Here is a 13,799-nt window from a genome sequence, read left to right on the forward strand (position 1 = left end):
CTTTAAACTCGCCAAGGCCGGGCAGCGCTGCCCGGCCTTTCTTCATCCGCATTCCGAGGAGTTCTTCGCATGTCCGCATCGCTACCGTTGTCCGCCCTGCTGTCCCGTGTGGACGCCGCCATCGTGGACCTGGACGGAACCATGGTGGACACGCTCGGGGACTTTGCCGAGGCGCTCAACCGCATGCTGCGCGAACTGGCGCTGCCTGCCATCGGGGCCGAGCACATCGAGCACATGGTGGGCAAGGGTTCGGAGCACCTGCTGCGTTCGGTGCTGGGCCATGTGTTGGCGTCCGGCGGGCAGGCGGCAGATGCCGCGCAGGTGGAGTCGCTGTACCCCGCTGCCTGGGTCAGCTACCAGAAGCACTACCTTGATATCAATGGCCAGTACGCGCAGGTGTACCCAGGCGTCGTGGCTGGCCTGCAGGCGCTGCAGGCGGCAGGCCTGCGCCTGGCCTGCCTGACCAACAAGCCCACGGAATTTGCCGTGCCGCTGCTCAAGGCCAAGGGGCTCCACGGTTATTTTTCTCAGGTGTTCGGTGGCGACAGCTTCGAGCGCAAGAAGCCCGATCCGCTGCCTCTGCTCAAGACCTGCGAGGCTTTGGGCAGCACGCCGGCGCGCACGCTGATGGTGGGGGATTCGAGCAACGACGCGCAGGCGGCGCGCGCCGCCGGCTGCCCGGTGGTGCTGGTGACCTACGGCTACAACCACGGCCAGCCGGTGCGGGCCGTGGATGCCGATGGCTTCGTGGATGCTCTGCAAGAGCTGAAAAACGCCTGAGCGGCTGCTCAGGCGGCGATACGGCGCTGCCCACTTGTTGGCAACAGCCGCGATGCGTTGCTGGCCGGGCGGGGCGCAGCGACCGGCGCGGCATGGTGGTTCGCACCGAGCCGGAACACGGCCACCGCCTCCACCAACTGCCCGGCCTGGGTCTTCAAGCTGTCGGCCGCCGCAGCGCTCTGCTCCACCAGCGCGGCGTTCTGCTGCGTGGCCTGGTCCATCTGCGTGATGGCCTCGCCCACCTGGCCCACGCCCGAGCTCTGCTCGCTGCTGGCGGCGCTGATCTCGCCCATGATGTCGGTCACGCGGCGGATCGAGGCCACCACCTCGCTCATCGTGGCACCGGCCCGGTCCACCAAGGCGCTGCCGCGCTCCACACGTTCCACGCTGGTACCGATCAGTCCCTTGATCTCCTTGGCCGCCTCGGCGCTGCGCTGGGCCAGGTTGCGCACCTCGCTGGCCACCACGGCAAAGCCGCGGCCCTGTTCACCCGCGCGGGCTGCTTCCACTGCGGCATTCAAGGCCAGGATGTTCGTCTGGAAGGCAATGGAGTCGATCACGCTGATGATGTCGGCGATCTTCTTGCTGCTTTCGTTGATGCCCTTCATGGTGTCCACCACCTCGGCCACCACCTGGCCGCCCTGGATGGCGACGGTCGAGGCGCTCATCGCCAGCTGGTTGGCCTGGCGTGCGTTGTCGGCGTTCTGGCGCACGGTGGAGCCCAGTTCCTCCATGGAGGCGGCGGTTTCTTCGAGCGCCGAGGCCTGTTGCTCGGTGCGGGCCGACAGGTCGTTGTTGCCCGAGGCGATCTCGGCGCTGGCGGTGGCCACGCCCTCGGCGCTGTGGCGCACATTGCCGACGATGGTGGCCAGGCGCGACTGCATGGTGGCCAGGGCCTGCAGCAACTGGCCGGTTTCGTCGTTGTGCGTGGTGGTGATGGGGTGCGTCAGGTCGCCATCGGCAATGCTTTCGGCCGCCTGCTTGCCTTGCTGCACCGGCCGCACGATGGAGCGCGTGACGGTGAAGGCCAGCAGCGCGCCCAGCGCCACCGCGATCAGCGTGCCCACGCCCAGCAGCACCTGGCTGGCTTTGGCCAGCGCGCCGGTGTCGCTCTGGCTCGCGGCCAGTTGCGTGGCCATGGCGGTGCGCAGGTCATCGAGGGACTTGAGGTACCGGTCGGCCAGTGGGCGCAGCTCCTTGTCCACCAGCGTGGGTACATTCGGCTCGCCACCACGGTGCAGTTCGCGGATCTCGGCGAGCTTGTCGCTATAGGCTTTGCTCGCGGCGGCAATGGTAGCCAGTTGCGCGCGGTTGCTGTCGCCCTGCACCAGGCCTTCGACGCGCTGGACCTTGGTCTCGATGCCCTTGGCCGTGGCCTGCGTGTCGGCCGTGAGCTTTTCCATGTAGTCGCGGTCGATGGCTTTGAGGAAGGCCTCGGTGCGCACCCAGTTCAGGCGGATGTCGGCAGCCCAGTTCTCGACCAGGGTCTGTTGTTCGATCTCCTGCGTGGCCACGCGCTCGCTGGCGCCCTGCAGGCTGGCGATGCGCCACATGCCGGTGGCGGCGAGGAGCGCGGTGATGAGCAGGATGGCGCCGAAGGACAGGCCCAGGCGCAGGCCGACGGAGAGGTTGCTTGGTTTCATGGTGTGGTCAGGCGCGCGAACGAAGGTGCAGGGTCAAAGGGCGAGGGTTGTCGGCGGATCGCTCCTGGGCGCGGGTGGCGAGGAGAAGGCCCGGCAGAAGCGTGCGGCGGATGGCGCATGCACACGCTGCCGGGGCTTGAACAGGTTCTTCGAAGGTTACGCCTGCGGTTTGCAGGCGCTGTGTCTGCCGGGTGACAGAAGTGGGTAGGTGCTTTCCCGGGAGGGGGCGCTGTTTACGCGGGCTGCTTGCCCAACAGCGCGTCCTTGAGCTTCCAGTCCGCTGGCGCATTGCCCAGCCAGATGCCCAGCAGGGCGTTGAAGAACTCGGGCTCCTTGAAGGGCTCGCCCTGGGGCTTGCCCTTGACGGTGATCACCGTGCCGGTGCCGGGAATCCAGTCCACCTGGAACTGGTCGCCCGCCATGAGCTTCTTGTGGTCCGAGAAGATCTGGCTCATGCGCAGCACGCCGGGGATCAGCTTGGAGAAGGCTGCGCGGTCCATGTTGTCTTCCATGCCGCGCGAGAACAGCTTGCCCAGTTCGGTGGAATCGATCTCGCGCAGCATGGTGATGCTCATGCGCTTGGGGCCCTTCTGGCTCGCCACCTCCTGCGGTGTGCCAACCTTCTTTTCGAGGTACAGCCCGGCGGTGTAGACCTTGAACACCGCCTTGTAGCGCACGCCCGCACCATTGAGCTGCAGGGTGCTGTCGGCCACCTGGGTGGTCTCTTCGTACTTCACGTTGGACACCGTGATGGGCTGGGCCATGGTGGCCCCGGCCAGAAGGCATGCGGCGGCGAGTGCAGCGCATCGCACCATGTTTCTCATGCTTGTCTCCTCAAAATAGAACGACCGTTCGTTTCTAATTGTTGCAAGACCGTGCAACGGGCGCAACAGGGTTTTCGAGTGGTTCTTAATGGTGATTGCATGCCAAAAACCCGAAAGCTCCAAGACCTTTGCTACACTTTGGCCCATGTTCATTCACCGCGTGTTCATCACAGGTTGCAGCGACCGGGGAGCCTGGCCCTGGCGTCAGCCTGTCTGCCTGAACGCCTGATGGCACCTGGGCGAACCGCCCCAGCGTGCACCCGTGGCCCTTGTCAGGGCCGATTGAATGAACCGCAGCGCCCCCAATGCCCATTGGCGGGGACACGCGCTGTGACAGCTGGGAGTTCTCCCCGTGATCACTGAACTTGAATTCAAAAGCCTGGCCGGCGAAGGCTACAACCGCATTCCGCTCATGGCCGAGGCCTTTGCGGACCTGGAAACCCCGCTCTCGCTCTACCTGAAGCTGGCGCGCGCCAAGGAGGGCGGCAAGCACAGCTTCCTGCTCGAATCCGTGGTGGGAGGCGAGCGCTTCGGGCGCTACAGCTTCATCGGCCTGCCGGCGCGCACCCTGCTGCGCGCCAGCGGTTTCGGTGCTGCGGCGCGCACTGAGGTCGTTACCGACGGCCAGGTGGTGGAGACTGCCGAAGGCAATCCGCTCGACTTCATCGCGGCTTACCAAAAGCGCTTCAAGGTAGCGCTGCGCCCCGGCTTGCCGCGTTTTTGCGGTGGCCTGGCAGGGTACTTCGGCTACGACGCTGTGCGTTACATCGAAAAGAAGCTCGAGAACACCTGCCCGCCCGATACCCTGGGCTGCCCCGACATCCTGCTGCTGCAGTGTGAGGAACTGGCGGTCATCGACAACCTCTCGGGCAAGCTCTACCTCATCGTCTACGCCGACCCGGCCACGCCCGAAGCCTATGCCAAGGCCAAGAAGCGCCTGCGCGAGCTCAAGGAGCAACTCAAGTATTCGGTCAGCGCCCCGGTGGTCAAGCCCACCGAGAGCCACCCCGCCCAGCGCGATTTTTCCAAGGTCGACTACCTGGCTGCGGTGGACCGCGCCAAGGAGCTGATCGCCGCCGGTGACTTCATGCAGGTGCAGGTGGGCCAGCGCATCCACAAGCGCTACACCGAAAGCCCGCTGTCGCTGTACCGTGCGTTGCGCTCGCTGAACCCCTCGCCGTACATGTACTTCTACGACTTCGGCGACTTCCATGTGGTGGGCGCCAGCCCCGAGATCCTGGTGCGCCAGGAGAGCACGCCGGACGGGCAGAAGATTACCATCCGCCCGCTGGCCGGCACGCGCCCGCGCGGCGCCACGCTCGAGAAAGACAAGGCGGCCGAGGTCGAACTCATCAACGACCCCAAGGAGCGGGCCGAGCACGTGATGCTGATCGACCTGGCGCGCAACGACATCGGCCGCATCGCCAAGACAGGCACCGTGAAGGTGACCGAGGCCTTCGCGGTAGAGCGCTACAGCCACGTGATGCACATCGTGAGCAACGTCGAAGGCATCCTGAACGACGGCATGACCGCCATCGACGTGCTCAAGGCCACCTTCCCGGCGGGCACGCTCACCGGCGCGCCCAAGGTGCATGCGATGGAGCTCATCGACCAGCTCGAACCCACCAAGCGCGGCCTTTACGGCGGTGCCTGCGGCTACCTGAGCTATGCCGGCGATATGGACGTGGCCATCGCCATCCGCACTGGCATCATCAAGAACGGCACGCTCTACGTGCAGGCGGCCGCCGGGGTGGTGGCCGATTCGGTGCCCGAGCTCGAGTGGAAGGAAACCGAGCACAAGGCCCGCGCCCTGCTGCGCGCTGCGGAGCTCGTCGAGGAGGGCCTGGAATGAGCCGCGCCATCGACCAGGTGCAGCACTGCACCACCATGGCCGACGTGCGCCGTGAAATCGACGCACTCGACGACATCCTCGTGCCGCTGCTGGTGCAGCGCTCGGGCTACATGACGCAGGCCGCGCGCATCAAGCACAGCGATGTGCAGGTGCGCGACGAGGCGCGCATACAGGCCATCGTGGACCGGGTGCGCGAGCGCGCCCTGGCACAGGGCGGCCAGGCCGACGTGGTGGAGGCCATCTACCGGGGCATCATGGAAGCCTCCATTGCCTACGAACACCGCGAGTTCGCGCGCCTGCGCGCCGGGCACGCCAGCGACGCGGGCCAGACCGCAGGGAGCGCAGCATGAAACTCTTGATGGTCGACAACTACGACAGCTTCACCTACAACATCGTGCAGTACTTCGGCGAGCTCGGTGCCGAGGTCGAGGTGCACCGCAACGACGAGATCACGGTGGACGAGATCGCTGAGCGCCTGGCCGCCGGCCAGCTCGACCGGCTGGTGATTTCGCCCGGCCCCTGTTCACCGGCCGAGGCCGGCATCTCGGTGGCTGCGATCCAGCACTTCGCCGGCAAGTTGCCCATTCTGGGCGTGTGCCTGGGCCACCAGGCCATCGGCGCGGCCTTCGGCGGCAGCATCGTGCGCGCGCAGCAGCTGATGCACGGCAAGACCAGCGTCATCACCACCACGCAGAAAGGCGTGTTCGCCGGCCTGCCCGAGAAGTTCACGGTCAACCGCTACCACTCGCTGTCCATCGCGCGTGCCGACTGCCCCGAGGCGCTGGAGATCACCGCCTGGACGGACGACGGCGAGATCATGGGCGTGCGCCACAAGACGCTGGACATCGAGGGCGTGCAGTTCCATCCCGAGAGCATCCTCACCGAACACGGCCACGCCATGCTCAAGAACTTCCTGGAGCCCCGGCCATGATCATCGAGACGAACCAACTGCTGGTGTTCATCGCGGCCGGCTGGCTGCTGAACCTGACGCCCGGGCCGGATGTGCTCTACATCGTCTCCAACGCGCTGCGCTCGGGCACGCGTGCGGGCATCGTCGCGGGCCTGGGTATCACGACCGGCTGCTTCGTGCACATCTTTGCCGCCGCCGTGGGTGTGGGCGCGCTGCTGGCCGCGTCGGCCACGGCCTTCACCGTGCTCAAGTGGGTGGGCGCGGCCTACCTGCTGTGGATGGGCGTGCGCATGCTGTTCGCCAAGGCCTCGGGCGGCGGCGGCAGCGGTGCCGCCATCGCGGCGGCGCAGGCCGCGCCGGCTGCGGCCGTGCCGCTGCGCAGCGTGTTCATGGGCGGCTTCTGGACGAATGTGCTCAACCCCAAGGTGGCGATCTTCTTCCTGGCCTTTGTGCCCCAGTTCATCGCGCCGGGCACGGACAGCAAGGCCCTGGCCTTTGTGCTGCTCGGGGTGCTGTTCAACCTCAACGCCATCCCCGTCAACGTGGGCTGGGCGCTGGCCGCCAGCTGGATGGCGCGCCGCGTGGGCGCCGTGCAGCGTGGCATGCACTGGCTGGACCGCATCGCCGGGGCGATGTTCATCGGCTTCGGCCTCAAGCTGGCCTTCTCGGACCGGCCTGCCGCTTAAAAAATTACGAGACGGAGACCACACCATGTCCATCACCCCCCAGGAAGCGCTGCAGCGCACCATCGAACACCGCGAAATCTTCCACGACGAGATGCTGCACCTGATGCGCCTGATCATGAGCGGCGAGCTCTCGCCGGTCATGATGGCGGCCATCATCACCGGCCTGCGCGTGAAGAAGGAAACCATCGGCGAGATCACGGCCGCCGCGCAGGTCATGCGCGAGTTTTCCACCAAGGTGCACGTGCCCGACAGCACGCACCTGGTGGACATCGTGGGCACCGGCGGCGACGGGGCCAACACCTTCAACATCTCCACCTGCTCGATGTTTGTGGCGGCTGCTGCGGGCGCCAAGGTCAGCAAGCATGGCGGGCGCGGCGTGTCGAGCAAGAGCGGTAGCGCCGACGTGATGGAGGCGCTGGGTATCCACATCAACCTCACGCCCGAGGCGATTGCCCAATGCATCGCCGAGGTGGGCATCGGCTTCATGTTCGCGCCCAACCACCACCCGGCCATGAAGAACGTGGCCCCCGTGCGCCGTGAGCTCGGTGTGCGCACCATCTTCAACATCCTCGGCCCGCTGACCAACCCGGCTGGCGCGCCCAACATCCTGATGGGCGTGTTCCACCCCGACCTGGTCGGTATCCAGGTGCGCGCATTGCAGCGCCTGGGCGCCGAGCATGCGCTGGTGGTCTATGGCCGCGACGGCATGGACGAAGTGAGCCTGGGCGCCGCCACCCTGGTGGGTGAATTGAAGAACGGCCAGATCACCGAGTACGAGGTGCATCCCGAGGACTTCGGCCTGCCCATGGCGAGCAACCGCGCCCTCAAGGTGGAAACGCCCGAGCAGTCGCGCGACATGCTGATCGGCGTGCTCAAGGGCGAGACCGGTGCCGCGCAGGACATCGTCTGCCTGAACGCCGGCGCCGCGCTGTACGCCGCCAATGTGGCGAGTTCCATCGCGGATGGCCTGGTCAAGGCGCGCGCCGCGATCGCCTCGGGTGCCGCGCTGGCGCGCCTGGACCAACTGGTGGCGCGCACGCACGCGCTGGCCGTTCCCGCCTGACCGCATCGCCGGGGTATCTGCCCGGCGGTTTTTTCCTTTCGCTTTTAGCATTGCCCACCATGTCCGACATCCTCAACAAGATCGTGGCCGTCAAGCACGAAGAAGTGGCCGCTGCCACCAAGCGCATGCCCCTGGCCGCGATGCGTGCCGATGCCGAGAGCCGTGTGCTCACGCGCGACTTCGAGGGCGCGCTGCGCGGCAAGATCGCCAAAGGCCAGGCGGCGGTGATCGCCGAGGTCAAGAAGGCCAGCCCCAGCAAGGGCGTGCTGCGTGCTGATTTCATTCCGGCCGACATCGCCCAGAGCTATGCCCATGGCGATGGCACGGTGAGTGCGGCCTGCCTTTCGGTGCTGACCGACAAGCAGTTCTTCCAGGGCAGCGTGGATGCCCTCAAGCAGGCGCGCGCCAGCTGCCAACTGCCCGTGCTGCGCAAGGACTTCATGGTCGATGCCTACCAGATCTACGAATCGCGCGCCATGGGCGCCGATGCCGTTTTGCTGATCGCGGCCAGCCTGGACGATGCGCAGATGGCAGACTTCGAGGCGATTGCCCGCAGCCTGGACATGGCGGTGCTGGTCGAGGTGCATGACGGCGCCGAGCTGGAGCGTGCGCTCAAGCTCAAGACCCGTCTGGTGGGCATCAACAACCGCAACCTGCGCACCTTCGAGGTCTCGCTGCAGACCACGCTGGACCTGCAGAAGAACGTGCCGGCCGACCGCCTGCTGGTCACCGAGTCCGGCATCCTCACGCCAGCCGACGTGAAGACCATGCGCGACGCGGGCGTGAATGCCTTCCTGGTGGGCGAGGCCTTCATGCGCGCCCCCGAACCCGGCGAGGCGCTGGCAAACCTGTTCGCCTGATCCATGGCCTGCCGCCCATGACCGACGCCACCCAACTGCAAAGCGCCGACCCGGCCGACTGGCCTGTGGCTCCCGGCTGGCAGCCGCTGGTCGACGCCTTCTTCGCCAGCCCGCGTGGCCGGGCGCTGCTGGCCTATCTGCAAACGCGCCTGGATGCCGGCGCCGCCATCTTTCCACCGAAGCCTCTGCGCGCGCTGGACCTGACCCCACCCGAGCAGGTGCGGGTGGTCATCCTGGGCCAGGACCCTTACCACGGGCGTGGCCAGGCCGAGGGGTTGGCGTTCTCCGTCGCGCCCGGCGTGCAGTTGCCGCCCTCGCTGCGCAACATCTTCAAGGAGATGCAGCGTGACCTGGAGACGCCGTTTCCGGCCTGGCCCGAGCCGGGCGGCAGCCTGGTGAAATGGGCGAAGAACGGCGTACTGCTGCTCAACACCGGCCTCACGGTGGAAGAGGGCCAGGCCGCGAGCCATTCCGGCAAGGGCTGGGAGGAACTGACCGACGCCGTCATCCGCCATGTGGCCGAAGGCGAGCGCCCGGTGGTGTTCATGCTCTGGGGCTCGCATGCGCAGTCCAAGCGCGCTTGGATTCCGGCCGACCGGGGACACCTGGTGCTCACCTCCAACCACCCCTCGCCGTTGTCGGCGCTGCGTCCTCCCGTGCCCTTCATCGGCAACGGCCACTTTGGCAAGGCGCGTGAGTTCCGCATGCAGCACGAAGGGCGGGCCTGAGCCCGCTACCAGGGGCCGGGCAAGCGCTCCTTGAGCAGGTCAAGGAAGGCCTGCGCGGCCACGGGCAGGCTGCGGCCCGACAGGGTCTGCAGCTCCAGGTCGCGCAGGTCCATGCCCTGGTCGCCGATGGGCAGTGCGATGATGTCGCCAGCCGCCACCATGTGGCGCGCCGCGATCTCGCTGGACACCGACAGCCCACCCCCGTTCGCCACGAAGTGGAGCATGGTCTTGACGTGGTTGCTCACCAGCACCGGCTCCAGCTGCAGGCCCTGGCGGCTGCAGACGATGTCGATCATCTGGCGCACCGTGGTCTCGGGTGGCGGCAGGGCCAGCGGGTACTGGCCCATGCGAGCCAGTGTCACGCTCTTCGCACCGGCCAGCGGGTGGCCGGGAGGCACCAGGGCCAGCACCGGTGCCCGCTGGCGGTAGGCCACATCAATGTCCTTGTGTGGCGCGCGGCTGAAACACAGGCCGATGTCGGCCGCGCCGCTGCGTACCGCACCAGGCACCTGGGCCGTGGGCAGGGACTGCACCTCGAACTGGATGCCGGTGTGCGTGCGCTGGAACTCCACGCACAGGCGCGGCACCAGTTCATTGGCAAACGCATCCGAGGTGGCCAGGCGCACCTGGCCCGCGCGCAGGCCCTGCAGCGCGCCGATCTCGCCGAGCGCCCGTTCGGCGTCGAGCACCGTGCGGCGCGCATGCGTGGCCAGGATCTCGCCGGCCGCCGTGAGCACCATGCCGCGCGGGTGCCGCTCGAACAGCGGCGTGCCCAGTTGCGATTCGAGCCCGGCGATCTGCCGGCTCAAGGCCGAGGCGGCCACGTGCAGCCGGGCCGAGGCTTCGGTGAGCGAGCCGCTTTGCGCCACTTCGAGGAAGTAGCGCAGGGCCGTGTCTTGCAGAAGTTGGGCGCGCATGGAGGGGTCGATGGGAGGTTTGCCGTGGATCATCTCAAAAAGCGAAGCGCTTTGCCGGTGCGGCAAAGCCATTTGCTGATTTGGTGGTGGTCATACGACTGCCACATTCCTAAGATGAAGGCTGTTGCGCCGCGTTCCTGTGAATAGCGGGGAAGGGCGTGTCCGGTTCTTCCTGTCCCCGTTATTTTTCTGGAGTGCTTCGTATGCGTCTTTTGTCCTGGGGCCGTAGCGTGCTCGGCCTGGCCTGCCTGATGGCCGTGTGTGCGGGCGCGCATGCGCAGCAGTCCAACTGGCCCGACCGCCCGGTGCGGGTGATCGTCCCCTTCCCGGCCAGCGGTGCCACCGATCTCGTGGCCCGCGTGGTCGCGCAGCGTGTGGCGCAGGACCTGGGCCAGCAGATGGTGGTGGACAACCGCCCCGGGGCCGGCGGCACCATCGGCGCGGCCGAAGCCGCCAAGGCGCAGCCCGACGGTTACACCCTGCTGCTCACCACGAGCAGCACGCACGCCATCTCGCCCCACCTGATGCCGCGCCTGGCCTACGACCCGCGCAAGGACTTCACGCCTGTGGCCCACCTGGCCGACGCACCCAGCGTGCTGCTGGTGACCAACTCGCTGCCCGTGAAAACGGTGGGCGAGTTGATTGCCTACGGCAAGGCACACCCCGGCAAGCTCAATTACGCCACCAGTGGCAATGGCACCATCGTGCACCTGAACGCTGCGGCCTTCAGCGCCCAGGCCGGCATCGAGATGATGCATGTGCCCTACAAGGGCACGGCCCTGGCCATTCCCGACCTCGTGACCGGGCAGACGCACGTGCTGTTCGACTCGCTGCCCACGGGCATGCCGCATGTCAAGGGCGGCCGCCTGCGTGCCCTGGCCGTGACCAGCGAAAAGCGCAGTTCGCTGGCGCCCGAGTTGCCCACCATGGCCGAGTCCGGCCTGCCCGGCTATTCTTCGGTGACCTGGTTCGGCGTGTACCTGCCGGCTGGCGCACCGCCGGCACTGGTCGACCGCATTCACAAGGCCTTTGCCAAGGCCATGCAGTCGACCGAGGTGGCCGAAGGCCTGGCCAAGCTCGGCGTGGAGCCCGCTGCCCCCAGCACCCCCGCCAAGTTCGCCGCCATGGTGCAGGCCGACAGCGCCCGCTGGGCCACCGTGATCCGCCAGCACAAGATTTCCGTGGAGTGACCGAGACGATGAACGCACGCACCCCTGCCGACACCCCCGCCCTGGACTGGGCCCTGCCCTATGCCTCCCACCGCAGCGCGGTGATGGGGCGCAACGTGGTCTCCACCTCGCAGCCCCTGGCCGCGCAGGCCGGCCTGCGCATGCTGCTGGCCGGCGGCAACGCCGTGGACGCCGCGATCGCTGCCGCCATGGCCCTCACCGTGGTCGAGCCCACGGGCTGCGGCCTGGGCAGCGACGGCTTCGCCATCGTCTGGGACGGCAAGGAACTGCATGGGCTCAACGCCTCGGGCCGTTCGCCCGCTGCATGGACCCCCGCATACTTTGCCGAGCGTGGAGGCTTGCCCGAGACGGGCTGGAACGCCGTCACCGTGCCTGGCGCTGTGTCCGCCTGGGTGGCCCTGTCCAAACGCCTGGGCAAGCTGCCGTTCGCGAAGCTGGCCGAACCCGCCATCGATTACGCGCGCAATGGCTTTCCCGTCTCTCCCACCATCGCCCGGTTGTGGGCGCTGGGCGCTGCCAAGCTTGGCTCCCAGCCCGGCTTTGCCGAGTGCTTCATGCCCGGTGGCCGCGCACCGCGCGCGGGCGAGATCTTCCGCAGCGAAGCCCATGCGCGCACGCTGGAGCTGATTGCCCAGACCGAGGGCGAAGCCTTCTACCGCGGCACGCTGGCGCGCCAGATGGTGGAGCATTCCCGCGCCCATGGCGGCGCTATGACCGAGGATGACCTCGCATCGCACCAGGCCGACTGGGTGGGCACCGTGAGCCAGCGCTTCGGCGATTCGGTGGTCCATGAAATTCCGCCCAACGGCCAGGGCATCGCCACGCTGATGGCGCTGGGCATGCTCGAATCTCACGGTATCGGCGGCCAGCCGCTGGACCACGTGGACACGGTGCACGCCAGCATCGAGGCCATGAAGCTCGCACTGGCCGACCTGCACCAGTACAACGCCGACATCGACGCCATGCAGGCCGTGACGCCTCGCGACCTGCTCGACGCCGACTACCTGGTGCAGCGCGCGCAACTGATCGATGCCGCGCAGGCCGGCGACCCCGGCCACGGCACGCCGCGCCCCGGCGGCACGGTGTACCTGGCCGCGGCCGATGCCTCCGGCATGATGGTCTCGTTCATCCAGTCCAACTACATGGGCTTCGGCTCGGGTGTGGTCGTGCCGGGCACGGGCATCAGCCTGCAGAACCGGGGCCACGGCTTCACCCTCACGCCAGGGCATGCCAACGAAGTGGCCCCGCGCAAGCGCCCCTCGCACACCATCATCCCGGCCTTCGCCATGCATGCCGACGGCACGCCGCAGATGGCCTTTGGCGTGATGGGCGGCCCCATGCAGTCCCAGGGCCACCTGCAGATGGCCCTGCGCGTGCTGCGCTACGGCCAGAACCCGCAGGCCGCAGCCGACGCCCCGCGCTGGCGCGTGACCGGCGGCAAGGGCGTGGCGGTGGAGCCGGCTTTCGACCCCGCCGTGGTCGCCGCACTGCGCGCACGCGGCCACGAAGTCACGGTGGAGGAGGGCAATGGCGTCTTCGCCTTCGGCGGCGCCCAGCTCGTGCTGCGCGACGGTGGCAGCTACATCGCCGGCTCCGACCCGCGCAAGGACGGGCACGCGGTCGCTTTCTGACGCATCAGAGAGCGGCTGTCGGCCCTGGGGGGCGGCTGCGTACCGGGTGATTGCCTTTTTGTTTCTGTATGGCAGAATATTATTATTGTTTTACAGAAAACATGAGGAAATCACCATGGTATCCGTCCAAAGCCCGGCCTTCCGGCGCCTGTCCCGCGGGCTGCACGCGCTGACCCTGCTGTGCGCGCTGGCGGGCGTGTGCTTTTCCGTGGCCCGCTGGCTGCTGCTGGGCCGTGGCGAATCGGGTGGCCTGGTGCAGATGCTGCTGCCCTCGCAGGCGCTGCAGGCAAACATTGCCGCCCCTTTGCAGATCGAAGTGAGCTGGCGCCTGGTGGGCCTGGCCATCGAATGCCTGCCGACCGCCGCCATGCTGTTCACCGTGTGGTGCCTGCACCGTATCTGCACAGCCTTCCTGCGTGGCGAGGTGTTCGGTCCTGCGGTGGTGCGCGGCTTTCGTGGCGTGGGCTGGGGCTTCATCGCGATGTTCGCGGCCTCGCTGGTGCACGGCGCGGCGGTGACGGCGCTGTTGTCCTGGTTGGCCTCGGGCCAGCGCGGCGGGCAGGTGGCGCTGTCGGTGGGCTCGTTCGAGGTGAGCGTGCTGATCGTCGGCCTGATGATGCTGCTGCTGGCCCACGTGATGGCCGAGGGCCAGCGCCTGCAGGAGGAGTCCAGTGCGTTCGTCTGACCGCGCTGTGACCCGGCGGCTCCATTCCCG

At 67.5% G+C, this 13,799-nt stretch carries 14 protein-coding genes; 11 read left to right on the top strand and 3 right to left on the bottom strand.

Features of this window, described 5'->3' with window-relative positions; all coding sequences use genetic code 11:
- Positions 1 to 69: 69 nt before the first annotated feature.
- Positions 70 to 780: a phosphoglycolate phosphatase gene (locus tag ASE28_RS22360; protein WP_057268531.1), complete on the top strand. Its 711-nt coding sequence runs from the start codon at positions 70 to 72 to the stop codon at positions 778 to 780.
- 8 nt (positions 781 to 788) lie between these two features.
- On the opposite strand, the gene ASE28_RS22365 is transcribed toward ASE28_RS22360, so the two are convergent.
- Both ASE28_RS22365 and ASE28_RS22370 read right to left on the bottom strand, forming a co-directional pair.
- The gene (locus tag ASE28_RS22365) at positions 789 to 2,423 is read right to left on the bottom strand and encodes a methyl-accepting chemotaxis protein (RefSeq protein WP_057268532.1); all 1,635 of its coding nucleotides are present in this window, start codon (positions 2,421 to 2,423) and stop codon (positions 789 to 791) included.
- Between the two features lie 233 nt (positions 2,424 to 2,656).
- Positions 2,657 to 3,247: a chalcone isomerase family protein gene (locus tag ASE28_RS22370; protein ID WP_057203927.1), complete on the bottom strand. Its 591-nt coding sequence runs from the start codon at positions 3,245 to 3,247 to the stop codon at positions 2,657 to 2,659.
- Between the two features lie 352 nt (positions 3,248 to 3,599).
- Here ASE28_RS22370 and trpE point away from each other — a divergent pair, with 352 nt between their 5' ends.
- The 7 genes from trpE to ASE28_RS22405 are packed head-to-tail and all read left to right on the top strand — an operon-like array spanning position 3,600 to position 9,346.
- A complete protein-coding gene (gene trpE, locus ASE28_RS22375) occupies positions 3,600 to 5,099 on the top strand; it encodes an anthranilate synthase component I (RefSeq protein ID WP_057203928.1) in 1,500 nt (499 codons plus the stop codon).
- On the top strand, positions 5,096 to 5,449 hold the full coding sequence (locus ASE28_RS22380) for a chorismate mutase (RefSeq protein WP_057268533.1): 354 nt from the start codon (positions 5,096 to 5,098) through the stop codon (positions 5,447 to 5,449). The genes trpE and ASE28_RS22380 overlap by 4 nt, the downstream gene beginning before the upstream one ends.
- Positions 5,446 to 6,030 carry an aminodeoxychorismate/anthranilate synthase component II gene (locus ASE28_RS22385; protein ID WP_057203930.1) on the top strand — a complete coding sequence of 195 codons (585 nt, stop codon included), beginning with the start codon at positions 5,446 to 5,448 and terminating at the stop codon, positions 6,028 to 6,030. Before ASE28_RS22380 ends, ASE28_RS22385 begins: the two co-directional genes overlap by 4 nt.
- A complete protein-coding gene (locus ASE28_RS22390) occupies positions 6,027 to 6,695 on the top strand; it encodes a LysE family translocator (protein ID WP_200963983.1) in 669 nt (222 codons plus the stop codon). The genes ASE28_RS22385 and ASE28_RS22390 overlap by 4 nt, the downstream gene beginning before the upstream one ends.
- A 25-nt stretch (positions 6,696 to 6,720) precedes the next feature.
- On the top strand, positions 6,721 to 7,758 hold the full coding sequence (gene trpD, locus ASE28_RS22395; RefSeq protein ID WP_057268534.1) for an anthranilate phosphoribosyltransferase: 1,038 nt from the start codon (positions 6,721 to 6,723) through the stop codon (positions 7,756 to 7,758).
- Positions 7,759 to 7,817: 59 nt separating this feature from the next.
- Positions 7,818 to 8,618, top strand: a complete 801-nt coding sequence (gene trpC, locus ASE28_RS22400; RefSeq protein WP_057268535.1) for an indole-3-glycerol phosphate synthase TrpC — start codon at positions 7,818 to 7,820, stop codon at positions 8,616 to 8,618.
- Positions 8,619 to 8,635: 17 nt separating this feature from the next.
- Positions 8,636 to 9,346 carry a uracil-DNA glycosylase gene (locus ASE28_RS22405; RefSeq protein ID WP_057268536.1) on the top strand — a complete coding sequence of 237 codons (711 nt, stop codon included), beginning with the start codon at positions 8,636 to 8,638 and terminating at the stop codon, positions 9,344 to 9,346.
- A 5-nt stretch (positions 9,347 to 9,351) separates the two neighbouring features.
- Here the strand turns inward: ASE28_RS22405 and ASE28_RS22410 are convergent, their stop codons facing one another.
- A complete protein-coding gene (locus tag ASE28_RS22410; RefSeq protein WP_057268682.1) occupies positions 9,352 to 10,263 on the bottom strand; it encodes a LysR substrate-binding domain-containing protein in 912 nt (303 codons plus the stop codon).
- Between the two features lie 203 nt (positions 10,264 to 10,466).
- Between ASE28_RS22410 and ASE28_RS22415 the strand changes: the two genes are divergently transcribed.
- The 3 genes from ASE28_RS22415 to ASE28_RS22425 all read left to right on the top strand — a co-directional run bounded on the left by ASE28_RS22415 (position 10,467) and on the right by ASE28_RS22425 (position 13,769).
- On the top strand, positions 10,467 to 11,453 hold the full coding sequence (locus ASE28_RS22415; RefSeq protein WP_057268537.1) for a tripartite tricarboxylate transporter substrate binding protein: 987 nt from the start codon (positions 10,467 to 10,469) through the stop codon (positions 11,451 to 11,453).
- An 8-nt stretch (positions 11,454 to 11,461) separates the two neighbouring features.
- Complete coding sequence (locus ASE28_RS22420; protein ID WP_057268538.1) at positions 11,462 to 13,084, top strand: gamma-glutamyltransferase family protein; 1,623 nt, start codon at positions 11,462 to 11,464, stop codon at positions 13,082 to 13,084.
- A gap of 115 nt (positions 13,085 to 13,199) precedes the next feature.
- Positions 13,200 to 13,769 (top strand): DUF2975 domain-containing protein, encoded by a 570-nt coding sequence (locus tag ASE28_RS22425; protein ID WP_057268539.1) that lies wholly within the window; start codon positions 13,200 to 13,202, stop codon positions 13,767 to 13,769.
- The last annotated feature ends 30 nt before the right edge of the window (positions 13,770 to 13,799 follow it).

Source organism: Acidovorax sp. Root219 (assembly GCF_001428665.1).
Taxonomy (GTDB): Bacteria; Pseudomonadota; Gammaproteobacteria; order Burkholderiales; family Burkholderiaceae_C; genus Acidovorax.

Bases quoted from the DNA above. Each gene is read 5' to 3' on its own strand.
- ASE28_RS22360 (WP_057268531.1), top strand. From the start codon at position 70: ATGTCCGCATCGCTACCGTTGTCCGCCCTGCTGTCCCGTGTGGACGCC.
- ASE28_RS22390 (WP_200963983.1), top strand. From the start codon at position 6,027: ATGATCATCGAGACGAACCAACTGCTGGTGTTCATCGCGGCCGGCTGG.
- ASE28_RS22370 (WP_057203927.1), bottom strand. From the start codon at position 3,247: ATGAGAAACATGGTGCGATGCGCTGCACTCGCCGCCGCATGCCTTCTG.
- ASE28_RS22425 (WP_057268539.1), top strand. From the start codon at position 13,200: ATGGTATCCGTCCAAAGCCCGGCCTTCCGGCGCCTGTCCCGCGGGCTG.
- ASE28_RS22410 (WP_057268682.1), bottom strand. From the start codon at position 10,263: ATGCGCGCCCAACTTCTGCAAGACACGGCCCTGCGCTACTTCCTCGAA.
- ASE28_RS22380 (WP_057268533.1), top strand. From the start codon at position 5,096: ATGAGCCGCGCCATCGACCAGGTGCAGCACTGCACCACCATGGCCGAC.
- ASE28_RS22405 (WP_057268536.1), top strand. From the start codon at position 8,636: ATGACCGACGCCACCCAACTGCAAAGCGCCGACCCGGCCGACTGGCCT.
- ASE28_RS22420 (WP_057268538.1), top strand. From the start codon at position 11,462: ATGAACGCACGCACCCCTGCCGACACCCCCGCCCTGGACTGGGCCCTG.
- ASE28_RS22385 (WP_057203930.1), top strand. From the start codon at position 5,446: ATGAAACTCTTGATGGTCGACAACTACGACAGCTTCACCTACAACATC.
- ASE28_RS22365 (WP_057268532.1), bottom strand. From the start codon at position 2,423: ATGAAACCAAGCAACCTCTCCGTCGGCCTGCGCCTGGGCCTGTCCTTC.
- trpD (WP_057268534.1), top strand. From the start codon at position 6,721: ATGTCCATCACCCCCCAGGAAGCGCTGCAGCGCACCATCGAACACCGC.
- trpC (WP_057268535.1), top strand. From the start codon at position 7,818: ATGTCCGACATCCTCAACAAGATCGTGGCCGTCAAGCACGAAGAAGTG.
- ASE28_RS22415 (WP_057268537.1), top strand. From the start codon at position 10,467: ATGCGTCTTTTGTCCTGGGGCCGTAGCGTGCTCGGCCTGGCCTGCCTG.